General features: G+C 72.4%; 18 protein-coding genes. 11 read left to right on the forward strand and 7 right to left on the reverse strand.

Annotated features, from left to right (window positions below; translation table 11 throughout):
* Positions 1-213 precede the first annotated feature (213 nt).
* Together BGP03_RS33145 and BGP03_RS33150 are read right to left on the reverse strand one after the other, a co-directional pair.
* Positions 214-1,578, reverse strand: a complete 1,365-nt coding sequence (locus tag BGP03_RS33145) for a DUF2254 domain-containing protein (RefSeq protein ID WP_298799356.1) — start codon at positions 1,576-1,578, stop codon at positions 214-216.
* Positions 1,579-1,580: 2 nt separating this feature from the next.
* Positions 1,581-1,787 carry a twin-arginine translocase TatA/TatE family subunit gene (locus BGP03_RS33150; protein WP_298799355.1) on the reverse strand — a complete coding sequence of 69 codons (207 nt, stop codon included), beginning with the start codon at positions 1,785-1,787 and terminating at the stop codon, positions 1,581-1,583.
* 563 nt (positions 1,788-2,350) lie between these two features.
* On the opposite strand from BGP03_RS33150, the gene BGP03_RS33155 reads away from it, so the two are divergent.
* Positions 2,351-3,322 (forward strand): cytochrome c oxidase assembly protein, encoded by a 972-nt coding sequence (locus BGP03_RS33155; RefSeq protein ID WP_298799354.1) that lies wholly within the window; start codon positions 2,351-2,353, stop codon positions 3,320-3,322.
* 5 nt (positions 3,323-3,327) lie between these two features.
* Here BGP03_RS33155 and BGP03_RS33160 read toward each other — a convergent pair whose 3' ends face one another.
* Positions 3,328-4,743, reverse strand: a complete 1,416-nt coding sequence (locus tag BGP03_RS33160; protein ID WP_299738712.1) for a GDSL-type esterase/lipase family protein — start codon at positions 4,741-4,743, stop codon at positions 3,328-3,330.
* Positions 4,744-5,290: 547 nt separating this feature from the next.
* Between BGP03_RS33160 and BGP03_RS33165 the strand changes: the two genes are divergently transcribed.
* On the forward strand, positions 5,291-6,754 hold the full coding sequence (locus tag BGP03_RS33165; RefSeq protein WP_296374522.1) for a cation:proton antiporter: 1,464 nt from the start codon (positions 5,291-5,293) through the stop codon (positions 6,752-6,754).
* A 261-nt stretch (positions 6,755-7,015) separates the two neighbouring features.
* Here the strand turns inward: BGP03_RS33165 and BGP03_RS33170 are convergent, their stop codons facing one another.
* Complete coding sequence (locus tag BGP03_RS33170; protein WP_296374524.1) at positions 7,016-7,375, reverse strand: hypothetical protein; 360 nt, start codon at positions 7,373-7,375, stop codon at positions 7,016-7,018.
* Complete coding sequence (locus BGP03_RS33175) at positions 7,372-8,412, reverse strand: SDR family oxidoreductase (protein WP_296374526.1); 1,041 nt, start codon at positions 8,410-8,412, stop codon at positions 7,372-7,374. The genes BGP03_RS33170 and BGP03_RS33175 overlap by 4 nt, the downstream gene beginning before the upstream one ends.
* A 259-nt stretch (positions 8,413-8,671) precedes the next feature.
* On the opposite strand from BGP03_RS33175, the gene BGP03_RS33180 reads away from it, so the two are divergent.
* Entirely contained in the window at positions 8,672-10,039 is a 1,368-nt protein-coding gene (locus tag BGP03_RS33180; RefSeq protein WP_298799352.1) for an MFS transporter, read from the forward strand.
* 233 nt (positions 10,040-10,272) lie between these two features.
* Entirely contained in the window at positions 10,273-11,982 is a 1,710-nt protein-coding gene (locus BGP03_RS33185; RefSeq protein WP_296374531.1) for an APC family permease, read from the forward strand.
* Between the two features lie 89 nt (positions 11,983-12,071).
* Here the strand turns inward: BGP03_RS33185 and BGP03_RS33190 are convergent, their stop codons facing one another.
* Both BGP03_RS33190 and BGP03_RS33195 read right to left on the reverse strand, forming a co-directional pair.
* The gene (locus BGP03_RS33190; protein WP_296374534.1) at positions 12,072-12,344 is read right to left on the reverse strand and encodes a YrhK family protein; all 273 of its coding nucleotides are present in this window, start codon (positions 12,342-12,344) and stop codon (positions 12,072-12,074) included.
* Between the two features lie 43 nt (positions 12,345-12,387).
* Positions 12,388-14,178, reverse strand: coding sequence for a chloride channel protein (locus BGP03_RS33195; RefSeq protein ID WP_298799351.1), 1,791 nt, complete (start codon positions 14,176-14,178; stop codon positions 12,388-12,390).
* Between the two features lie 107 nt (positions 14,179-14,285).
* On the opposite strand from BGP03_RS33195, the gene BGP03_RS33200 reads away from it, so the two are divergent.
* From BGP03_RS33200 to BGP03_RS33230, 7 genes are all read left to right on the forward strand, one after another.
* Complete coding sequence (locus tag BGP03_RS33200) at positions 14,286-14,774, forward strand: MarR family transcriptional regulator (RefSeq protein ID WP_298799350.1); 489 nt, start codon at positions 14,286-14,288, stop codon at positions 14,772-14,774.
* A gap of 99 nt (positions 14,775-14,873) precedes the next feature.
* On the forward strand, positions 14,874-17,189 hold the full coding sequence (locus BGP03_RS33205) for a heavy metal translocating P-type ATPase (protein ID WP_298799349.1): 2,316 nt from the start codon (positions 14,874-14,876) through the stop codon (positions 17,187-17,189).
* Positions 17,186-19,165: a cytochrome c oxidase assembly protein gene (locus tag BGP03_RS33210; RefSeq protein ID WP_298799348.1), complete on the forward strand. Its 1,980-nt coding sequence runs from the start codon at positions 17,186-17,188 to the stop codon at positions 19,163-19,165. The genes BGP03_RS33205 and BGP03_RS33210 overlap by 4 nt, the downstream gene beginning before the upstream one ends.
* A gap of 83 nt (positions 19,166-19,248) precedes the next feature.
* Positions 19,249-19,581, forward strand: a complete 333-nt coding sequence (locus BGP03_RS33215; RefSeq protein WP_298799347.1) for a DUF3040 domain-containing protein — start codon at positions 19,249-19,251, stop codon at positions 19,579-19,581.
* A 26-nt stretch (positions 19,582-19,607) separates the two neighbouring features.
* Positions 19,608-20,318 (forward strand): response regulator transcription factor, encoded by a 711-nt coding sequence (locus BGP03_RS33220; RefSeq protein WP_296374682.1) that lies wholly within the window; start codon positions 19,608-19,610, stop codon positions 20,316-20,318.
* A 15-nt stretch (positions 20,319-20,333) separates the two neighbouring features.
* Complete coding sequence (locus BGP03_RS33225; protein WP_363094958.1) at positions 20,334-21,698, forward strand: HAMP domain-containing sensor histidine kinase; 1,365 nt, start codon at positions 20,334-20,336, stop codon at positions 21,696-21,698.
* Between the two features lie 673 nt (positions 21,699-22,371).
* The gene (locus BGP03_RS33230) at positions 22,372-23,523 is read left to right on the forward strand and encodes a permease (RefSeq protein ID WP_296374542.1); all 1,152 of its coding nucleotides are present in this window, start codon (positions 22,372-22,374) and stop codon (positions 23,521-23,523) included.
* Positions 23,524-23,608: the final 85 nt, after the last annotated feature.

Consider the following 23,608-nt stretch of genomic DNA (forward strand, 5'->3'; position numbering starts at 1 on the left):
ATCGGTCAGACGCGACCCGACGGCGGTGTCGAAGACAACAGGCCAGGAACGGCAGTAGCTGCGCACCCGGGATTCCATGTCGAAGGCCGTTTGTGCGCCGTTGAGTATGTCGAGTGAGGAGTCCATCGCTTCCATCGTCGAGCCACGGATCGCGTCTGCACCTGACGATCTCCTGACGGCCCGCAGTCCCGGAAGATCTCGGCGGGACCCCGGTCAGTGGGCGTCGGCGCCTGAGGTCCAGCGTCCGTGCAGGGCCTGCTCCACGGCCTCGCCGAGTTCGGCAAGTTCCCGATTCTCGTGGTCGTCGAAGCCCTGGGCGGCCACGGTCGCGCGCAGCCGGCCGAGCTGGTCGACCACGACGGCGTGCTGCCCGGTCGGGACGCACCAGGCGAGCTCGCGCAGCAGTACGGCGATCCTGGAAAGGACGGCCGGGTCGGTGGCCCCGTAGCGGCGCGGCTGGGCGATCGCGAGATCGACCAGGTCGGCGAGCGTGGGCCGCGTCAGTACCACGCGCGTGCAGCCGTCGTCGTCGCGCAGCAGTCTGGGGCCGAGCTCACGTCCGGCGAGCTCGCACAGCAGCGCAGCGGAGTGCCCGAGCGCGTGGACCGCGGTCGTCGGGTCGTTGATGCCGGGGGACAGCGACTTGTTCACGACGTCGGTGAGCTGCCGCAGGCCGAATCCGACGTCCTGGGCGGCGGTGCGCTCGTACCCGGTGGTGACCGCTGCGGCGGCGCACCTGGCGAGCCGGTCGCGGGCGTCGTCGTCGAGGGGGCGGAGCGGATCGAGCGGCCAGGCCAGTCCGATGGGGGTGCCCGCGACGACGAAGGTGCCGGGATGCCGGTCCAGCAGGACCACCGCGCCGGTCCCGGCGGCCGCGTCGAGCAGCACGGACCCGTCGACCCGGACCAGGAAGCCGGAGTCGTGCGCGAGCAGCGGGACGGCGCCGGGCGGGGGGATCGGTGGCCGCGGGGGCGCCGGTGCGTCGGGGGTGCGCTCGTCGAGGAGCAGGGCCGCGGTGGAGCGGGCGTCGTCGTGCACCGCGCGCACCATCGTCTCCACCCGGATCTGCCGGGCGAGATGCGACAGGAACACCACGAGCCCGAGCACGCCGGCCACGGCCAGGACGAACGCCACGGTCACCGACAGGCGGGGTACGAACTCGGCCGAGCCGCCGGTGTCGTTGCGGACCGATCGCAGCACGGTGAGGGCGTAGGTGAAGGTCGCCAGGAACAACGCCAGCGTCAGGTGGACGAACCTGTCGCGGGTGAAGGTCCGCAGCAGCCGGGGTGAGAACTGACTGCTGGCCAGCTGCAACGTCACCACGGTCAGCGAGAACGTGAGGGACGTGACGGTGATCAGCGACCCCGCTATCGACGACAGCACGGTGCGGGCGGCGTCGGCACCCCCGCTGAACAGCGCCGCCGACACCGGGAAGGAGTCGTCGATGCGGGCGTCGACCAGCGGCAGCACCACCCCCGCCGCCACGGCGAGCACGACGGCCAGGGTCGGGAACGGCCACAGCTGCGTGCGGGTCGTGTCCCGCACCACGCTCAGCCGGGCGCGGAATGCCGAGCTCATCGTCACCGCTGCCGACGGTCGTCGCCCTCGTCCGGTGGCGTACGGGGCGGAGTGCCCCGGCCGCGGGAGGTCATGCTCTTCACCTCGGCCGTGAGGATCCGGGTCGCGCGACCCAGGCCCCGGGCGACGTCCGGGAGACGCTTGTACCCCAAGAGCAGGACGAGCAGTGCGGCGATGACCAGCCAGTGGACGGGGCTCAGAGCGCCCATGTGAGTACCAATCCGTGCGATGTGGTCCGTTCGACGAACCGGTCGGGAAGGAATGTGAGCAATGTGTTTCCCGGGGACGCTACACAGCATCTTCCGCCGTAGCAGGATGAAACGAACCGCTCGAGGGACTGCGCCGATCGAAAAGTCGGGCGGCGGCAGACGGGCCAATGGGTGCGGCATTTCCTTGCGATTGTGTTGCGGTGTCCTGGCCCGTGACTCCATTCGGTTCGGGTACCGCGGTGGTGATCGGCGGCGGCCTGGCGGAGAAGCTGGGTCAGGACCTGGCCGACCGCATCGCCGGAGCCACCGCGCCCTGGATGCTGCGGCCCGATCCTGACCCGCGGTTCGTGGCGGCCGGGCTGGGGACGACTCGGGCCTGGCGGGTGCGGCCGCGCTCGCGCGGGTGCTCGTCGTCGGTGGCTGAGCACCCCCTGGGGATCCGTCGGCCGCACGGGGTGAAAACGTGCTGCGGCGTACCGTTGCCGTGTGCATGGATCTGATGGAGATCACGGGGCGGGTCGCGCGTGATGGTCGTTGCTGATGTCCCGGACCTGTCCGCAGCCGTGACGACCTGGACGGTCTCGCCCGTCGCGGACGCCCTGATCCTGCTTGCCACTGCCGGCTACTTCCGGCTCGCGACGCGGGGCGGGCAGCGGTGGCCGCGGCGTCGCAGCGCGGCGTGGGCGGGGGCGGTGCTCGTCCTCGTCGTGGCTCTGGACAGCAGCGTGGCCACCTACGCGCACGTGCTGTTCTGGGTGCACATGGTGCAGCACCTGATGCTGATCATGGTCGTCCCGGTGCTCCTGGTGTGGGCGCAGCCGGTCCGGCTCGCGGTCGAGCGCGGTGGGCCGCGGCTGCGTGGCCGCGTGGAAGCCGTGCTCGGCGCCCGGGCGACGCGCCTGGCCACAGCGCCACCGGTGACGCTCGCGTTCTACACGACGGTCCTCGTGCTCACCCACCTGACCGGGTTCCAGTCGCTGATGGTGGCCAACCCCTGGGTGCACGACCTGGAGGTGGTGCTCTACCTGCTGTCGGGCTACCTGTTCTTCGTGTCGTTGGCCGGGTCCGAGCGCACGCCGTGGAACGTCCCCTATCTGCTGCGCCTGGTGGTGCTCGCCGTGTCGATGGGGGTCGACACCCTCGTCGGCATCGTCCTGATGCTCACCCCGTACGCGGTCGCCCCGGGCTTCGAGGCGGGGCACCCGGGCTGGGGCCCCGGCGCTCTCGGCGACCAGGAGGTGGCGGGCGCGATCATGTGGGTCGGCGGTGACGGGCTGATGATGCTGCTGATGATCGTGATCGGGGTGCGCTGGGGAATGGCGGGTGCGGCGGACCAGACGATGGGCCGCTGGCTGGAGGGGGCCCGGGCCCGCACGCTGCTCGACTCCGGAGCCGCGGACGGCTTCACCCGCGTGGACGACGACGATGACGCTCTCGCCGCGTACAACGCCCGGCTCGCGTCGCTGCACGGCGTGACGCCGGGTGGCGACCGGTCGGCCACGCAGGTTCGTGGGGTCGGCGACGTCGAGAGCTGACGTGCTCACCCGGAGCCCCGGTCCCTGATCGGCACGGCCTGCTCCACCAGCGCGGCTACCGAGGCGGCCATGCGCAGCGAGCCGAGCGCGGTGGGATGGAACGGTTCGGGGTCCGTGAGGCCCTGCAGATCCGCGCCGATCTGGTCGGCGCCTGTCGTGCAGAGCGGGGTCAGCGCCGGCGACGCCACGGAGAACCCGTACTTCTCCGCCCCCGCCGCCAGGACGTGGTTGAGAGCCGCGTTGCGGCTGGCCAGCAGTTCGATCTTCGTCGGGTTCAGCCCGGCCGTTCCGGCGGGTCCTCGGACGGCCGGGCAGGCGGGGTCGGCGTCGGGGTCCAGTACGTCGTAGGACGTCATGACGACGATCTGCGGGTGGCCGTCCAGGGCGTCCAGGTCCTGCAGGAGGTCGCCGTAGTCGCGGTCGAACGCGGCGAGGCGGTAGTCGAACTCGCCCTGCGTGAGGTTGTCCGCGCAGTCCGCCACGGCGTAGCAGTACTGGATGAAGTCGGTCCACCCGAGGTCGTTGGGACCGATGACGACCACGACGAAGCGCAGGTTCTGGACCTGCTTGAGCCGGCCGATCTGCGGAGGCACGCTCGTGCCGTCGCGCTGCTGGGCCCCGCGCAGACCGCTCGCGATCGTCGCGCCCGGGCAGGCCAGGTTGAGAACCTTCTCACCGGTCACACGACCGATCTCGACGGCGGGTGAGTCGGCACTGCGCTCACACGTCGTGTCGTCACCGGTCGGGTCGGCCACCGGTGGCCCGCCCACCCGGACGGCGCGCGAGTCGCCGATGACGGCCCCCGTGTAACCGGTCAGGACGGGACCCACCGGGGCCGGGGTGACGTGGCTGGCGCCGACGAGGTCCGACAGTGAGCGGACGTCCTGCAGCCCGCTCGCGGCGCCGGCGTAGGCGAGTACCCCCGCGGCCGCCCATCCCAGCAGCGACACGACGACGGCCAGCACGGTCGTCCGGCGGATCGTGCCGCTCCACCGCCGCGCGATCTCGCCGATGTGCGGGACGGTCTCCTCCGAGCGCCCGTGCTGCCTCAGCGCCACCAGGATGCGCAGGCAGCCCCCGGCCGCGGCCGCCACCACCGCGAAGGCGACCAGGCCGAGTGCCCCGCGCAGGTACCAGTGGACGAAGCCGGCCTCGAGCGCTGCGACCGCCTCGGTCGCGGCCGACCCCAGCGAGGCGCGGTCGAAGAGCTGAGCCGCCGCCGCGTTGCGCTGCACGGGCCCGATGGTCAGCTGTGGCCGCAGCGGGCCGTCCACCTGCAGGCGCGGGACGTCGAGCCGGGTGTTGCCGACCTGCACGAGCTGGGCCGGACCGGAGAGCGACAGATCCGGTGCCCGTGCGCCGACGCCGATGTGCTGGCCGAAGCTGACCACGTCGACCGGGGGGTTGAGCGCGATCACCACGGGAATACCGACGACCAGGCAGATCGCGAGCAGGACCAGGGTGGGCCATCGTCGGAGCTCCTGGATCAGGAGACGGCCGGGGTACCGGTGCGGGGCGTCGTGCGTCGTCGTGGTGCGGCTGTTCAGCGCAGTCTCCGGTCGGTCGTGATGAACAGGTGGCCGACGGGTGCGGTCGTTCCCCACGACCAGCCCGAGGGTACGCGGCAACGCGTGAACGGCGTCGGCGGAGGCGGGCTCCCCAGTCGCACTCTCGACGCCCGACGCCGGATCCCTCGACCCGTCGGCCACCACCACCGTTGTACCCGGTGCGCGGTCGCGGTGAACCCGCCCACGACGATCGCAAGCCGGTCGTCAGGAAGGGTGGGCCCGCGACGGTGGAGGTGGCCGAAGGCGCCCCTCCGCGCCCAACGGCCGGGCAGCCATCGGACACCGACTCACCCCTCGGCCACCGTCGCCGATTCCAGCGCGGTCGTCGCCGGGGCGGAACGGCGGCGAGCAGATCGTCAGGTGTTCGTCAGCCGGGCGGCCATGGGGGATGCTGCGACCCGTGGTGGAAAGCATCGAACCGTTCGGGTTGACCCTGCTGGTCGTGGGGATCGCGATGTCCGTCGCGTTGCTGTCCAACCGGATCAGCAGCCGGCTGCGCATCCCGGCGCCGGCGATCTTCCTGGTGGGGGCGGCCGCGGCGTCCGATCTCTTTCCGGCGCTGGGCGGGCTGTCGGTGGACGTCGTGGAGAAGGTCGTCACGGTCGCCCTGATCATGATCCTGTTCGACGGCGGGATGGGTATCGGTGTCCGCAAGCTCCGGGTGGCCGTGACCCCGATCCTCGTCGTCGGGGTCGTGGGGACCCTCCTGACCGCCGCGGCGATGGCGGTGCTGGCGCACCTGCTGTTCGGCGTGCCATGGTCGTTGGCGCTCCTGCTGGGCACCGCGCTCGCGCCCACCGACCCGGCGGTCGTGTTCTCGGTGCTGGGCAACCGGGAGGTCCGCGGACGCGCCGGGGTGATCATCGAGGGGGAGTCCGGGGCCAACGACCCGGTCGGCATCGCCCTGCTGGTGAGCCTGCTCGCGCTGGGCGGGGATCTCCACGTCGGCGCGATCGGCGCGGTGGCGGGCACGTTCGCGGTGCAGATGGTCGTCGGCGCGGCGGTCGGCGTCGGCGGCGGGTGGCTCATGCTGCAGGCGATCCGGCGCCTGCCGCTCCCGAGCGAAGGGCTCTACCCACTGCGGACGCTGGCCATCTCGGTCATGCTCTACGGCCTCGCGACGGCCGCGGGCGGGTCGGGCTTCCTCGCGGTGTTCATCGCCGGCATCCTGCTCGGCGACGCCCGGGCGCCGTTCAAGCGGGAGATCGAACGGTTCCATTCGTCGCTCGCGGGCCTGGCCGAGATCGTCGCGTTCGTGGTGCTGGGCCTGACGGTGTCGCTGAGCGACGTGGTCCGCAGCGGGACCCTGTGGGTCGGGTTCGTGCTCGCCGTGCTCCTGGCGTTCGTCGTGCGGCCACTCCTGGTCGGTCCGCTCCTGCTGGCGGTACGGCTGACGGTCGGAGAGCGGGTGTTCGTCCTGTGGTCCGGTCTCAAGGGTGCGGTGCCGATCCTGCTCGGGACCTACATCCTCGCCGGTGGGAACTCCTCGGACCGGCTCGCCTACGACGTGATCTTCGTTGTCGTGGCGTTCTCGGTCGTCGTGCAGGGCGGGCTCGTACCGACCGTCGCCGCGCGGTGCAAGGTGCGGATGGACGAGGTCGAGCCACGGCCGTTCGCCATGGGGATCCGGTTGCGCGACGAGCCGGAGTCGGCACGGGAGTACCGGGTGGGCCCGGGGGCCGCCGCCGAGGGTCGCACGGTCGCGCAGTTGCACCGCAGCGAGAACGTGTGGATCAGCGTGCTCGTCCGGGACGGCGTGCCCGTCCACCTCACGGGTGACACCGTGCTGGAGGCCGGCGACGAGGTGCTGCTCCTCGCCGAGCCGCCGGCCGAGCCGGGACCGTTGTTCAGCTCGCCGCACTGAGGCTCGGTCGTATGTCGAGAGGGCCCCGAGGTTGCCGGTGGGGGATGTCGTCACGTGGCGGGCGGCGGCCGCGGGCAGCCGGACACGGGCATGGTTGCCGGCCACCACACGGTGGGCGCCGGGGTAGCCGGGCCGGGTTGAGTTCGTCCGGGACCGCCGATGAGCGCGCCCGCCCCCGTCGGCGGTCAGCGCCTACGCCCGCACCACCGTGTGGTCGGGCCCGGCCCTGCTCCTCGTCGGCGGGGAGGAGCGCTGCGCCGTTCACGTGCCTGACCTGCGTCCGCGGGCGGTGAACCCGGTCCCGAGGGCGAAGCCGGACGCCACCGCGGCGTCGAGCACCGCGCTGCGCCGCCAACGGCGGTCCACTGCGGCCAGTCCGGCGCTGGTCAGAGCATGGATCCCGTCCACGCTCGCGCCGAGATACTGCACGGCGGGGCGGGGCCCGGCCAGTTCGACCGCGGTCTGGGCGAGGTGGCGGAATCCCAGGATCCGCAGCACCCGCCGGGCGGTGCGGTCGTGCGGGTCGTCGCCGTGGGAGACCTTCAGGACCCCGTGCGGCGCGACGAGGAGCACCACGCCCCACGCCACACGTACGGCGAGCACACCCGACGCGCCGGTCACCGTCCGCTCCGGCGGGTGAGCGCGCCGACCAGCCCGGCGACCGCGCCCGCGCCGCACGTGGCGGCGACCAGCGCGGGGTGGTGCGAGACCCACATCTGGGGGCTGTGGGCGAGCGCGCGGTCGTCGAACGTTCCGTGGGCGCCGAAGTCGTGCCCGTCGGGGCCGTCGGCGGGCTCCCAGAGGTTGTCGGGTCTGGTCGGGCTGATCTTCTCGCCGGTCTGTTGCGAGGCGTACCCGGTGCGGGCCAGGTAGCGGTCCAGGAGAGCGGGGGCCAGCTTCTGGCCGATGAGGGTCCCGGCCGTGCTCGCGCCCACCCAGTACTGCTTGCGTCTCGGATGGTCGGCGGCGAACACGATGCCGCGGGCGGCGACCTCGGGCTGGTAGATCGGCGGGACCGGCTGCGGGTGGCGCGGGAGGCGGGAGAGCACCCAGGAGAACTGGGGGGTGTTCACCGCGGGCATCTGCACGATGGTGAGGTGGACATTGCTGCGGTCGTGCAGCAGTTCGGTGCGCAGCGACTCGGTGAACCCGTTGATCGCGTGCTTGGCTCCGCAGTAGGCGGTCTGCAACGGGATGGCGCGGCCGCCGAGCGCAGAGCCGCACTGCACGATCGTGCCGCGGTCGCGGGGGCGCATCCGGGACAGCGCGACCATGGTGCCGTGCACGTAACCGAGATAGCTGGTCTCGGTGACCCGTCGGTACTCCCGGGGTTCGATCTGGTGGAACGGGGCGAAGACCGAGGTGAACGCCACGTTCACCCAGACGTCGATGGGTCCCAGGACGTCCTCGATCCGGGTGGCGGCGGCGTCGAGCGCGTCGAAGTCCGCGACGTCCACGGGGATCGTGAGCGCCTCGCCGCCACTGTTCTCGACGTCCTCGGCCGCGGCATCGAGGCCGGCCTGCCCGCGGGCGATCAGCGCCACCTTGGCGCCCCGCGCGGCGAAGGCGACGGCGGTGGCCCGACCGATCCCGCCGCTGGCTCCGGTCACGACCACCACCTGCGGTGTCGGGGTGGACGGGCTGTCCGTGCTGCTCATGGATGGGGCTCCTGGTTCCGTACGTCCTGACGTGTCGACCGACGGCTACCCGCAATGATTGACGTTCTACACATGTTTGCCGGGTCCGCACCGCTTCCGGACCGGCCGGCGGGCACTCCTCGTCGAGTCCGGCGTCCTTGCGCTGCTCGGCGGGACGGGGGCACCTGACGGACTCCTGACGATCGGATCCCCTGTCCTGCGGGGCTCCCCCGATCCGGTTAGACCTGCTGACCGATCGCTACGAGGAGAGTGACGTCCGATGAACGTTGCGCACCAGGAACCACCGATCGACCCCGATCAGAAGGTTTCCCCACCCCGGTTGCGGCGGGCCGTTGCCGCGTCCGCGCTGGGCAACGCCACCGAGTGGTTCGACTACGGCGTCTACGCCTACGTCGCCACGGAGATCGGCCGGAACTTCTTCCCGGGGGAGTACTCGACGCTGGGCGCGCTTCTGGTGTTCGCCGTGTCGTTCATCCTGCGCCCGCTGGGCGGGATCGTGTGGGGCCCGCTCGGTGACCGCCTGGGTCGGTCGCGGATCCTGGCCACCACGATCATCCTGATGTGCGGGGCGACGTTCCTGGTCGGCGTGCTGCCCGACCACGACACGATCGGCATCTGGGCCCCGATCCTGCTGGTCCTGCTGCGGGTGGTGCAGGGCTTCTCCACCGGTGGCGAGTACGGCGGCGCCGCCACGTTCATGGCCGAGTACGCGCCGGACCGCAAGCGCGGGTTCTGGGGCAGCTTCCTCGAGTTCGGCACGCTCGCCGGCTTCACCGCGGCCGTGGTCGTCGTCTACGTCGTCAACCTCGTCGTGGGTGACGCGGCCATGGCCGACTGGGGCTGGCGCATCCCGTTCCTGCTGTCGCTGCCGCTCGGCGGTATCGGCCTGTACCTGCGGCTGAAGATGGACGACACCCCGGTGTTTCGCGAGCGGGACAGGTCCGCGGAATCGGGCGGGGCCCTCGCGCTGCGCGCGCTGGTCGTGCAGTACCGGAAGCCGGTCCTGCAGCTGTTCGGCCTGGTCATCGCCCTCAACATCATCAACTACACGTTGCTCGCCTACATGCCGACCTACCTGCAGGACACCATCGGTCTCACCTCGTCGGACACGGACCTGCTGGTGATCATCGGGCAGGTGGCCATGATGGTGGCCATCCCGTTCGCGGGAGCGCTGTCGGACCGCATCGGGCGCAAGCCCTGCTGGTGGATCTCGTTGGTCGGCATCTTCGTCCTCGCGATCCCCATGTTCCTGCTGATGGCGCAGGGGCTGGTGCCGGCCATCATCGGCTTCACCGTGCTGGGCCTGGTCTACGTGCTGCAGCTGGGCACGATCTCCGCGACGTTCCCGGCGATGTTCCCCACCCAGGTGCGGTACTCGGGGATGGCGATCTCCTACAACGTGGCGACGGCGGCGTTCGGCGGGACGGCGCTGGCTGTCAACGAGGCCCTCATCGGCGTCACGGGCAACAACCTGGTGCCCGCGTTCTCCATGATGCTGTCCTGCGTGGTCGGCATGATCGCGCTGTACTTCGTCGTCGAGACGCGGGGGGCGTCGTTGCACGGCCGCGACATCCCGGGTGCCGCCGCCGAGGTGCCGGGCCGGATGGCGCCCGCCGGGAGCGCGTGAGGCGTCATCGGGAACCGCCACAGGCCTCGAGGACCAGGTCGACGGTCATCCGGATCCCGGATCGTCCGCTTCGTCCGGTTCCGTCTGACGATCGCCTGACGAAGAGCCGCAGGGGGCCGTCCCGGGATGCCGGGCGCGGCGCCCGGGTCTTCCATCGGGCCCGGGCGCGCGGCGACCGCCGGGCCCGATCGGCTCGGGGCGGGAAGCGCCCCGTGAGGAGGCGGACGGCAGTGGTGACCACATCCTCGGGGCCCTCGTCCCCGACCACCGGCGATGACCATCGCCTGCGACGCGACATCGGCACGGTCGGACTGTTGTTCACCGGCATCGGGTCGGTGATCGGCTCGGGCTGGCTCTTCGGCGCACTGAACGCGGCCGAGATCGCCGGGCCGGCGTCGTTGCTGTCCTGGGCGATCGGCGGCGTGATGATCGTTTTCATCGGCCTCTGCTACGCCGAGATCGGGGTGATGTTCCCCCACTCGGGCGGGGTGGTGCGGTTCCCGCACTACGCCTTCGGCTCGTTCGCCAGCTTCGCCACGGGCTGGATCACCTGGCTCGCCGCCGCGTCCGTGGCCCCGATCGAGGTCGAGGCGGCGCTGCAGTACGCCACCAACTACGTCCCCTGGCTCACCGCCCTGTCCCCGGACGGCACACCGGTCCTGACCGGGCCCGGTTACGCGGTGGCCGCGGCGATGATGCTCGTGTTCTGCGTGATCAACGTGTTCGGCGTGCGCTGGTTCTCCCGGATCAACACCGCGATCGTCTGGTGGAAGCTCGCCATCATCGTCCTGGTGATCGTGGTGTTCCTCGTGCTGTCGTTCAACGCCGACCACCTGGCCTCCGCCGGCGGGTTCGCGCCCTACGGTGCGCACGGCGTGTTCTCCGCGATCGCCACGGGTGGCATCGCGTTCTCCTACTTCGGGTTCCGCCAGGGCGTCGAACTGGCGGGGGAGACGCGCAACCCGCAGCGCAACATCCCGCTGACGCTGATCGGATCGGTCGTCATCTGCGGGCTCATCTACGTCCTGCTGCAGCTCGCGTTCCTCGGCGCCGTCCCGACCAGCTCGCTGAGCCAGGGATGGTCGGGCGTCGGCACGAACTTCAGCGGCGACTCGAACGTCCTCGCCCAGTTCGGGCCGCTCGCGGCGATCGCCGGTGTGCTGGGCGCGAGCTGGCTCGCGGTGCTGCTCTACGTCGATGCCGTCGTCTCGCCCGCCGACACCGGGCTCATCTACACGACCGTCACCTCGCGGCTGTCCTACGCGATGGCGCGCAACGGCAACGCGCCGTCCGCGCTGGCCCGGACCAACCCGCGCGGAGCCCCGTGGGTGAGCATCGTGCTGGCCTTCGTCGTGGGGCTGATCTTCTTCCTGCCCTTCCCCGGTTGGCAGCAGCTCGTCGGGTTCATCACCTCGGCCACCGTGCTGTCGTTCGGTTCCGGGCCGCTGGCGCTCGTCGCCCTGCGCAAGCAGCTGCCCGACCGGGAGCGGCGGTTCTTCCTGCGCGGCGGGATCGTCGTGCCGTTCCTGGCGTTCTGGTCGTCGAACCTGATCGTCTACTGGTCGGGCTGGGACACGAACTGGAAGCTGTTCGTGGCGGTGCTGCTCGGGTTCGTGCTCTTCGGAGCCCACGAGCTGCTCTACCGCGGCCGCACCCCGCAGGTCGACCTCCGGCACGGCATGTGGGTCCTGCCCTGGCTCGCCGGACTCTGTCTGATCAGCTGGGCCGGCTCGTTCCCCGAGCCGTCGGAGGGAGCGGGCAATCTCGGCGTCCTCGACTTCAACCTCGGGTTCGTAGCGACGTTCCTGCTCAGCGCGCTCGTGATGTGGCTGGCGCAGCGCCACCGGCTCCCCGCCGACCGGGTCGCCGCACTGGTGCCCGACGAGACCGACACCGCGGCCACGCACGACGACGGGGCCATGCGGGATACGCACCGCAGGTAGGCATGACCCCCACCGTCGACCGCCTGAGGAATGCCCCGACGATGACGGCGTCCGCCCCCGGGCCGGACGAGCCGGGGCCGACCACCTCCTCAGGTGTGGTCGGGTCGGGCGTCACCGGGCAGCGGGATCCGGGCCAGGTGGGTCTCGCGCAGCACGCGCACGGTCGGGCGGGCCGCGAACAGGATCGAGCCGCCCAGGAAGAACCACGTGGCCGGGACCTGCTGGGCGGGGTAGAAGAACAGCACGCTGCCGACGACGAACGCCATGGCTGCGGCGAACTCGATCGCGGTGTAGATCTTCTGGTAGCGCCCGTACACCTCGCGGTGGTGCGGGCTGGCGGTGGCGGAGCAAGGATCGAACATCGCTGTGCGGGAGATGACAGGTCCTTCCGGGTACGGGTCTGGTCTAGGTGACGGGGAGGCGCGGCACGGAGCTGGCGCCGGGAGTGCTCGGGGCGGCCGCGTAGGCCGCGAGCACGTCGCGGTGGTCGAGCCAGCCGACCGGTTCGGAGGAGTCGGCGGGCACCACCGGCAGGCCGGTGGCCTCGTACTCGTGGAGCAGGGCCACCGCGTCGTGGAGGCTGTCACCCGGCCGAAGGGTAGGGAGGTGTGCCGCGCGCCCGGCGGCCGTGCCGCCGGCTCCGTCCGGTGCGTCGCCGTCGCTGGTGAGGACGGCGCCGAGGTGGCCACCGCCGGGGCCGCGGACCGGTAACGCGCCGTAGCGGGAGGCGCCCGGCAGGCGGGCGATCTCGGCCGGCCGGGTCTGCGGGCCGACCGGCTCGGGCACCGGGCGCATCGCCTGTGCGACGGTCATCGTGCGCAGGAGGTCGGGTGTCTGGTCGGCGTCGATGTCGACGCCGCGGCGCAGCAGTTTGAGTGTGTAGATCGTCTTGTGGGAGACGAGGTGGCTGACACCGGTGGCCAGCGCCACGGCGGTCATCAGGGGCAGGATGATCGAGTACTGGCCGGTCAGTTCGAACACGATGACCAGTGCGGCGATGGGGGCGTGGCTGGCGCCCGCGAACACCGCGGCCATGCCGACGAGACCGTAGGCGCCCGGGGAGATGCCGAGAGCCGGGAACGCCTCCTGCACGGCCAGGCCGAACGCGGTGCCGGCCATGGCCCCGATGAACAGGGAGGGGGCGAAGACCCCGCCGGAGCCGCCGATGCCGATGGTGAGGCTGGTGGCGATCATCTTGCCCATCAGAAGCACGAGGAGGAACCCGACGGCGTAGCGGCCCTCGATGCCGTTCTCGAGCACGGGGTAGCCGACGCCGTACATCTGCGGGAGCAGCAGGAGGAGTCCGCCGAGCAGGAGCCCGCCGACCGCGGGGCGCAGCCACTCGGGGCCGCGCCAGACCCAGTCGCAGGCGTCCTCGATCAGGTAGAGGACGCGGGCGAACGCCCACCCCAGCAGTCCCGCGCCCAGCCCGAGTGCGGCGTAGAGGAGGTACTCCAGCGGCGAGTGCAGGGTGAACGGGGGCAGGACGAGGAACGGGGCGCTGCCCAGCACGGCCCGCCCGACCACGGCGGCGGTGACCGAGGACAGCACGATGACGCCGAAGGCCTCGGCCGTGAAGGTGCGCAGGATGAGCTCGAGGGCGAAGAACACCCCGGCGATCGGGGCGTTGAAGGTGGCGGAGATGCCACCGGCGGCGCCGCAGGCCACCAGCAGCCGGATCCGGTGCGGCGGCACGCGCAGCCACTGCCCGATCGAGGAGCCCAGCGCGGAGCCGATCTGGACGATGGGGCCCTCGCGGCCGACCGAGCCGCCGGAGCCGATGCACAGGGCCGAGGCGAGCGACTTGACGATCGCGACCCGGACGGGGATGCGCCCGCCGTTGCGGGCGACCGCGAACATCACCTCGGGTACGCCGTGGCCGCGGGCCTCGGGGGCGAACCGGTTGACCAGTGGGCCGTAGAGCAGGCCGCCCAGCACCGGCGCCAGGAGCAGGAACCACACCCCGAGCCCGGGCAGGTGCGGGTTGGCGACCCGGCCCGCGTCGCTGTAGTCGGACGTGCCGGTGAAGAACTCGGTGAACCCCAGGATCAGGTAGCGGAACACCACTGCGCCGAGCCCGGAGCCCGCGCCGACGATCAGGGCGAGGCCGACGAGACCAGGTGACGATCCGCGCAGCCAACCGTGCCCTCGGCCCGCCAGGACCCGCCAACCCGCGGACACGTCACCGGACGTCATTGCGTGCATCCACGTATGTTTGCATAGAGCAATGAAGAACCGGTCGACGTTGTGGCCTGCTGCACTGCGCGACCGGGCCCTGCCTGGCGGCATGAGAGGGTGCGTGGGTGAGCGAACCCACGCCGGCTCCCGTGCCGGTCCCCGGCGGGGAGCTCGTGGACGCGGTGATGACGGCCAGCCGGGTGCTGGTGGCCGTCGCGGCACGGTCGCTCGCCGCGGCCGGGGACGTCACGCTCCCGCAGTACCGCGCCCTGGTGGTGCTGGCCACGCGTGGTCCCCAGCGGGGTATCGATCTCGCCGAGGCGCTGGGGGTGAACCCGTCGTCGGCCACGCGGTTGCTGGACCGGCTCTCCCGCGGCGGGCTGATCCGCCGCACGCGGTTGCGGGCCGATCGCCGCGCGGTGCGGGTGGCGCTCTCGCCGACCGGTCGCCAGCTGGTCGCCGAGGTCACCCAGCGCCGGCGCCGGGAGGTCGAGCAGCTGATGCGGGCGTTGCCGGCCGAGCAGCACCAGCTGGTGGTCACCGCCCTGCACGCGATCGCCGATGCCGCAGGCGAGGCGCCGGAGCGCGATCTCGCCGTCGGCCTGGGCTGGTAGCGGCCCGGTCACTGCAAGGTGACCGCGGGAACCACGAGCGGCCGGGTGGCGACAGCTAGGAGGCGGCCCTTCCCGGACCGCCTGTACCCCCACCACCCTGTGAGCCCGGAGGCGATTCCGACGTCCGCACCCACCACGCGTCCGGCCCCCGCCGACTCCGCCGCGTCGCGCCGTTACGAGATCCGGGTCGGCGGCATGACCTGCGCCGCCTGCGCGTCGCGGGTCGAGCGGAAGCTCAACAAGCTCGACGGCGTCTCCGCTGTGGTCAACTACGCCACCGAGCGTGCCCGCGTCGAGTGCCCGGCCGACACCGACCCCCGCCTGCTGATGAACGAGGTCGAGCGGGCCGGGTACACCGCCCGCCGGGTCGACGACGTCCGGACCGACGACGGGCCCGGTGACGGCCGCGTCACCGAGCTGCGATGGCGGCTCGCCGTGGCCGCGGTGCTCGCCGTGCCCGTCTGCGACCTCTCCCTCGCGCTGTCGCTGTTCCCGGAGCTGCGCTTCCCCGGCTGGCAGTGGGTCTGCCTGCTGCTGGCCGGGCCGGTCGTGACGTGGTGCGCATGGCCGTTCCACCGGGCCGCGGTCAACGGACTGCGGCACCGGACGTCGACGATGGACACCCTGGTCTCGGCCGGGATCGTCGCGGCCACGCTCTGGTCGCTGTGGGTGATGGTCAAGGGAGGCCCGGTCGAGCCGGGCCTCGGGCGCGGGCTGGCGGTGCTCGGCGGGGGCGACCACGCCCTCTACCTCGACGTGGCCGCGGGCGTCACCACGTTCCTGCTCGCCGGTCGCTACGTCGAGGCGCGGGCGAAGAGCTCCGCCGGCGCGGCGATGCGGGCCCTGCTGGCCCTTGCGGCGAAGGACGTCGAGGTGCTGCGGGAGGACGGGCCGGTCCGGGTGCCGGTGTCGGAGCTGCTGGTCGGGGACGAGTTCGTGGTGCGTCCGGGGGAGAAGGTCGCCACCGACGCCGTGGTGCGGGAGGGACGCTCCGCCCTGGACACGAGCATGGTCACCGGCGAGGCGGTGCCGCGGGAGGTGCTGCCCGGTGACGCCGTGATCGGCGGCACGGTCAACGCCGGCGGGCGGCTACTGCTGCGCGCGACCCGGGTCGGCGCCGACACGCAGTTGGCCCGGATGGGCAGGCTCGTCGAGCGGGCCCAGGAGGAGAAGGCCGCCGTCCAGCGCCTCGCCGACCGGATCTCGGCCGTGTTCGTGCCCGTGGTGCTGGTCCTGGCGCTGCTGACGTTCGCCGGATGGCTCCTGCTCGGCGGCGACACCGCCACCGCGGTCACCACGGCGGTCGCCGTGCTCGTGGTGGCCTGTCCGTGCGCGCTGGGTCTCGCCACCCCGACCGCTGTGCTGGTGGGTACCGGCCGGGGGGCCCAGCTGGGGGTGTTCATCAAGGGCCCGCAGGCGCTCGAGTCCACCCGCCGGGTCGACACGGTGATCTTCGACAAGACCGGGACGCTGACCGAGGGCCGCATGCACGTCGTCGACGTGTGGGCCTCCCCGGGCACCGGCCGCGACGAGCTGCTGGGTGTCGCGGCCGCCGTCGAACACGCCTCGGAGCACCCGATCGCGCGGGCCGTCGTGGCCGCCGCCGGCAGCGGTCCTGTTCCGCCCGTCTCCGACTTCTCCGCACTGCCCGGGCTGGGCGCCCGGGGCACGGTGGACGGGCGCGGCGTCGTGCTCGGTCGGGACCGGCTGCTGGCCGACGTGGGGTTCGACATCGCGGGTGACCTGCAGGCCCGGCGGGCATCGCTGGAGGCCGGTGGCGTCACCGTGGTCCTCGTCGGCTGGGACGGGGCCGCCCGCGGTCTTATCGCCGTCGCGGACCGGGCCCGCCCCAGCAGCGCCGCGGCCGTCACGGCGCTACGGGCCCTGGGCCTGCACGCCGTGCTCGTGACCGGCGACAACGAGCGCACCGCGCAGGCCGTCGCTGCGGAGGTGGGCATCGACGACGTCGTGGCCGGGGTGCTGCCCGAGGGCAAGGCGGAGGTCGTGCGCCGGCTGCAGGGCGAGGGCCACCGCGTCGCCGTCGTCGGCGACGGGGTCAACGACGCGGTCGCCCTCGCGGCCGCCGATCTCGGGATGGCGATCGGGCACGGCACCGACGCGGCGATCGAGGCAGCCGACATCGTGCTGGCCCGCGACGACCTGTTCGTCGTCGCTGACGCCATCGAGCTCTCCCGGCGCACCCACCGCACGATCCGGTGGAACCTGGCCTGGGCCTTCGGCTACAACGTCGCCGCGCTGCCGCTGGCCATGGCCGGGCTCCTGGGGCCCCTGATCGCGGGGGCGGCCATGGCGCTGTCGTCGGTCTTCGTCGTGTCGCACAGTCTGCGGCTGCGCCGGTTCACCCCGACCCACGGCGAACCGGCCCGGCCGGCGCCGGCGGTGCTGTCCCGATGACCGCCGGCCCGTCGCGGCGGCCCGCCGTCGTCCGGTTCCGGGCCGCGGCACCCTGGTTGGTGGCGGTGGCCGTCGTCACGGGGGGGCTGCTGGGCCTGTTCGCTCCCTCGGTCGGTGTGCTCTACGGGCTGCCCGACCTCGGGCCGCTGGTCGATGCCGGGCTCCCGGCGGCGCGCGTCGTCGCGATCGGCTCGCTCGTGGTCGTGCTCGCATGTCTGCTGCGTGCCGCCGTGCTGTCACCCGGCGATCCGCACGGCACCGTCTCGCCCGAGGGCTTCGCCGGCGTACAGGCCGCGCGCACGTGGGCGCTGCTGTTGTTCGCCGCGTCCTCGGCGGTGGTGGTGCTGACCGTCGCCGAGACCACGGGTGAGCCGGTCGGCCGCCTCCTGACCAGGCCGGCGGCGCTCGGCGTCGGGATCGCCGAGTTGCAGCAGGCCGCCGGGTGGGCGATCACGGCGCTGCTGGGCCTTGCGATCGCGGTGATCGCGACGTTCGCGCTCACCTGGCGCAGCGCGACCGGGCTGCTGGTGCTGGCGTGCGCGGCGATCGTGCCGGTCACCCTGACGGCATCGACCAACGCCGAGCGGTCCCACGACCTCGCGGGTGACTCGGTCACCCTGCACGTCGTGGCCGCCGTGGTGTGGCTGGGCAGCTCCGTCGCGGTCGTGGCGCACCTGCTGCGCCGCGACGACCCGGACGGGACGGTGCTGCGCCGGCACGGGCGGATCGCCACGGTGGCGCTGGTGGTCGTCGGGGCCTCCGGTATCGAGTCGGCTGCGCTCGCGCTGCGACCGGCCGACCTGTTCACGAGCGCGTACGGCCTGGTGGTCGTGGCGGGCGCGCTGCTGCTCGCCGGGCTGGTGGTCGCCGGCGGCCGTCTGCGGGCCGTGGCGGCCCGGGGCCGGGCCACCGCCCTGCGCCTCACCGTTCTCGAGCTCGTGCTGCTCGGTGCCGGTGCGGCGACGGGCACCGGGCTCATGCGGCTGCTGCCCCCGGCCGACGCCGACTACGTCACGAGCCGGCTGGTCTACCTCATCGGCTACGACCTGCCCCCGCACCTCACGGCGGCCGACCTGGTGCTGCGCTGGCGTCCCGACCTGATCTTCGGACCGCTCGCGGTCGTCGGGGCGCTCGGCTACCTCGCCGGGCTGGCCCGGTTGCGGCGCAGCGGCCGCTCGTGGCCGGCCCGGCGGACCGCGGCGTGGATGTCGGGCTGCGTGGTGCTGCTCGTCGCCACGTCGTCGGGGATCGGCACCTATGCGCCTGCGGTGTTCAGCGTGCACATGGTGCAGCACATGCTGCTCGCCACGCTGGTGCCCGTGCTGCTCGTCCTGGGCCACGGCGTGACGCTCGTGCTGCTCGTCTTCGGCGACGAGGCGGCGCGCCGGTGGCTGAGCCTGCTCGACTCCCCGGCCGTCCGGCTCGCCCGGCACCCGGCCGTGGCGTGGACGGCGGTGGCGGCCACGCTGTTCGGTCTCTACCCGACGGGCGTCTTCGACGCGATCCTGCAGCAGCACTGGGCGCACCTAGCCATGGACTCGGCCTTCCTGGGCACCGGGCTGATGTTGTTCTGGCCGGTCCTGGGGCACAGCGTGGCCGGACGGGGGCTCCCGGCGGTCGGCCGGATCGTCATGATCTTCGCGGTGATGGGCCTGCACGCCGGTTTCTCCGCGTGGCTGCTCAGCAGCGCGACGCCGGTGGGGGAGACGTTCTACGCCTCGCTGCGGCTGCCATATGCCACGGACCTGCTCGCCGACCAGCGCCTCGGCGCGGTGCTCGCGTGGCTCATCGGTGAGCTGCCTGTCGTGATCGCGGTGGTCGCCCTGGTGACCCGGTGGGGCCGCGCGGACCGTACGTCGCCCGCGCCCGGAGCGTGGGCCGGACCGGCCGTCGAGGACGAGTCCGGCTACCCGGCGCTCGCCGCCGTCGGGCCGGCCGTGACCGCAGGGAGCTATCGCAAGGTGTTCGGCAGGTGATCGGCCGGCGCCCTCGGGCACTCTGTGGGAGCGTTCGCGCGGACCGTGCCGAGAGGTACGGCGCAGACAGGAGGACAGGGCACGTGGATCCCGACACCCGTCGGCTCACCGGGATCGAGCGGCGCCTCGTGGCGGACGACCCGCAGCTCGGCGAGGCGTTCGTGCTCTGGCACCAGCGGTGCAGCGCCACGGGCCCGCCGGACGGGGATCTGGTCCCCGGCTGGGTACTCGCCGTCGTTCTCCTCGTCCTGCCCGCGTGGGTGGTGGGCGGGACCGCACTGGTCCTCGTCGCCGGCCTGGGGGTCGTGTGGCTCGTGTTCGCCCTGGCTGCGGACGACCCGACCGGCCCACCTCCTCCGGACGACGAGGGACCCGATCCGCGATGGGCCACGTATCCGTCGGGATGGTGGACGTGACCAGCCCGCTTCCCCGCCCGTCGACCATGGGGCGGGGGAACGCCGAGGTACGCGCCCGGCTGCTCATGGTCGAGGACGACGAGCGGATCCGGCTCGCCCTGGGCCTCGCACTCGCGGACGAGGGCTGCGATGTCGTGGAGGCGGCCTCCGGGGAGGAGGCCCTGCACCTGCTGGCCACGACGGAGGTCGACGTCGTACTCCTGGATCTCATGCTGCCGGGGATCGACGGCCTGGAGGTCTGCCGGAGACTGCGGGGCCAGGGCGAGCTGCCGATCATCATCGTCTCGGCCCGGACCGACACCTCCGATGTCATCGCCGGTCTGGAGGCCGGCGCCGACGACTACGTGACGAAGCCGTTGATGGCCAGCGAGCTCGCGGCCCGCATCCGGGCGCTGTTGCGTCGCCGTCATCCGGCGTCCACGCAGCCGCGGCCCGTGATCCGGGTCGGGGAGGTCGAGATCTACCCGGCGGAGGAGGCCGTTCTCCGCGGGGGTGCCCCCGTCCACCTGACCCGCACGGAGTTCGGGCTCCTGATGGAGCTGGCGATGGCGGAGGGCCGGGTGGTCACCCGTGAGGAGCTGCTGCGGCGGGTGTGGGGGTATGACTACTTCGGCGACACCCGGCTGCTCGACGTCCACATCCGTAGGCTGCGGCGGAAGGTGGAACGCGATCCCGACAACCCCACGTGCGTACTGACGGTGCGCGGTCGTGGCTACAAGGCCGGCGGGCTCGCATGAGGAACGGTGACGAGGGTGCGGATCACGAGGCTTTCGCTGCGCTGGCGGGTGGCGGTCGCCTTCGGGCTGGGATCGCTGATGATCACCGGGATCTTCGCCGTCGTCACCTGGAACCTCGCGTCCGGGTACATGCTGCGGCAGCGTGAGATGAGCGCGACGGCCCAGGCCGAGGTGAACGTCCGCCTCGTCGACAGTGCACTGCATCAGGGCTCGGGCGGTCTGGGCGACCTGCTCACCGGCCTGACCACCGACTCCGACTCCAGTGTCCTCCTGGAGCGCACGCAGGGCTGGCTGACCAGCGGACGGCAGATCGACCCCGCCAGACTGCCCACACCACTCCTGGCGCTCGGTGAGCAGGGGGTTCCCGCGCGCCAGCGGCTGGTCGTCGAGGGAGTGCCCGTCCTCGCCGTCACGCTGCCGGTGTCGAGTGACCGCAGCACCTACGTCGAGCTGTTCCCCCTCACGCAGATCGACCGCGCGTTCCGCTACATCAGCGCCGTCCTCATCGGGGGCGTGGCCGCCAGCACGTTGCTCGGGATCGCCATCGGCCTGTGGACCAGCAAGCGGGCGCTGCGGCCCCTCACCGAACTGACCCGGGCGGCCTCCCGCGTGGCGGGCGGCGACCTGCAGGCCCGCCTACCGGCCCAGGACGATCCGGATCTCGCTCGGATGGCCACGACGTTCAACCGGACCGTGGAAGAGCTCGAGGACCGAGTCCGCCAGGACGCCCGTTTCGCGGGCGATGTGAGCCACGAGCTCCGGTCCCCGCTCACGACCATGGCCAATGCAGCTGCGGTGCTGCACCGGCGCCGCGACGAGATGACCGGCACCGCCGGCCGGGCGGTGGAGCTGCTCCTGGCGGAGGTCACCCGCTTCCAGCGCATGGTCGTCGATCTGCTGGAGATCTCGCGCGACCACCAGATCGACGACGCCGCGGTGGAGACGGTCGATCTCGGTGAGCTGGTCGACCACGTCACGCGTGTGCGTCTGCACCCGTGCCCGGTCGTCGAGATCGACGGTGCCGCGCCCGCCGTGCAGGGCGACCGCCGACGGCTGGACCGCGTCGTCGCGAACCTGCTCGACAACGCGGAGAAGTACGCCGGCGGGCCGGTCCGGGTGGCGGTGCTCCGCTCCACGGCCGGAGCCCGCATCGAGGTGGACGACGCGGGCCCCGGGATACCGCCCGAGCTGCGCAGGCAGGTCTTCGAGCGGTTCGCCCGCGGGGTCCGGGCCGGCCGGCGGGGTGATGACGCCGGTAGTGGACTGGGGCTGGCCCTGGTCACCCAGCACGTCGCACGGCACGGCGGGTCGGCGTGGGTCGAGGATCGCCCCGGTGGGGGGGCACGCTTCGTCGTGGAGCTGCCGGTGGGGGCGCCGTGAGGGCGTCGGCTCTGGTGCAGGGTCTGGCGGCACTCGGGCTCGCGGTGGGTCTGGCGGGCTGTGGCGTGGAGTCGCAGTCGGCGCCCGTGCCGCTGACCGGGGTGCCCACCCCGGGGATGGCGACGCCCACCGTCACTCAGCGGCCCACGACCCCGGCCCCGACCCCTACCCCGACCGGGAGTACTCCGACACCGAGGGTGCCGCCGCCGTCATGACGTCGGTGCGGCCCCGCTCCCGGGGGCGAGTGCAGCCTGGCAGCTCGCGTCGAGCCGGTCGATGAGGTTCGAGCAGCTCGTCGGTCGCCGTGGTGGTGGCGCCGTCGGCCAGGTCCGGCCGCGACGGTGGGCGCCGCTGCCGCGGACACCGCCGCATGCGGCCTGGCGATGACGGCCGGGGCGATGGGGACCGTCACGGCGATGGCGCCGCCGAGCAGCGCGCGCCGGCCAGGCCGTCGACCCACCGCACCGGCTTCGCGTGTCGGGTCGGGTCGGGTCGCCGGTCGCGTCGGAGGAGGCTCACATCCTGCCCATCGGTGCTCGCCGCACCCCGGTCAGCCGGTCGGCGAGATCGTCAGATGGTCGTCAGGCGGGCCGTGACCAGACCTCCGATGTGACGTCTGGGGTTGTCGAGCGTAGACCTCGCTATACCCCCCTAGGTAGTGAGGTGAGTTCCGATGGATGCCGTTGGTCATGCGCTGCGCCTGACCGGATCGATGACGTGGGAGATCCTCTGGGCACTCATCCTCGGCTTCGCGCTGTCGGCGGTGGTGCAGGCGGTGGTGCGACGGTCGGCGATCGTGCGGTTGCTGGGTGACGACCGGCCACGCACCCTCGCGTTGGCCGCCGGGCTGGGGGCGGCGTCCTCGTCATGCTCGTACGCCGCGGTGGCGCTGGCCCGCTCGTTGTTCCGCAAGGGCGCGGACTTCACCGCGGCCATGGCGTTCGAGATCGCCTCGACCAACCTGGTGATCGAGCTGGGGGTGATCCTCGCGCTGCTGATGGGCTGGCAGTTCACCGTCGCCGAGTTCGTCGGTGGGCCGGTCATGATCGTGGCGCTCGCGGTGCTGTTCCGGCTGTTCCTGCGCCGGCGGCTCCTCGACGCCGCGCGCGCGGAGGCCGACAAGGGGCTCGCGGGGTCGATGGAGGGCCACGCCGCGATGGACATGTCGGTCCAGGGCGGCGGACCTCTGCTGCGGCGGTTGTTCTCACCGGAGGCGTTCACGTCGGTGTCGCATGTGTTCGTGATGGAGTGGGCGGCCATCTGGAAGGACCTGGTTGCCGGCCTGGTCATCGCCGGCGCCATCGGCGCGTGGGTGCCCGACGCCTTCTGGCAGAGCATCTTCCTCACCGATCACCCCGCCGCAGCCGCGGCGTGGGGGCCCATCGTCGGGCCGCTGGTCGCGGTGATCAGCTTCGTGTGCTCGATCGGGAACGTGCCGCTGGCCGTGGTGCTGTGGACCGGGGGGATCAGTTTCGGCGGGGTGGTGGCGTTCATCTTCGCCGACCTGATCATCGTCCCGGTGCTGAACATCTACCGGCGCTACTACGGTCTGAAGATGGCGCTGTTCCTCGGGGCGTCGTTCTCTCTCACGGCGGCGATCGCCGGCTACGTCGTGGAGCTGCTGTTCGGCGGCCTCGGGCTGGTGCCCGACCGGGCGGGCGCGCACCTGCCCGACGAGGGCATCTCCTGGAACTACACGACGTGGCTCAACATCGTGTTCCTGGTGCTGGCCGTGGCGCTGGTGGTGCGGTTCGTGCGCTCGGGCGGAGTGCCGATGCTGCGGATGATGGGCGGCAATCCCGACGGGGAGCACCATCGGCACTGACCCGCGTGTGATCCGCCGCGGATGGTCGACTCGAACCGTCGACGACGAGGAGGCCGGGCGGATGTTTCCTCACCACCGTGGCGTG

Source organism: Pseudonocardia sp. 73-21 (genome assembly GCF_001899645.1).
Classification (GTDB): Bacteria; Actinomycetota; Actinomycetes; order Mycobacteriales; family Pseudonocardiaceae; genus Pseudonocardia.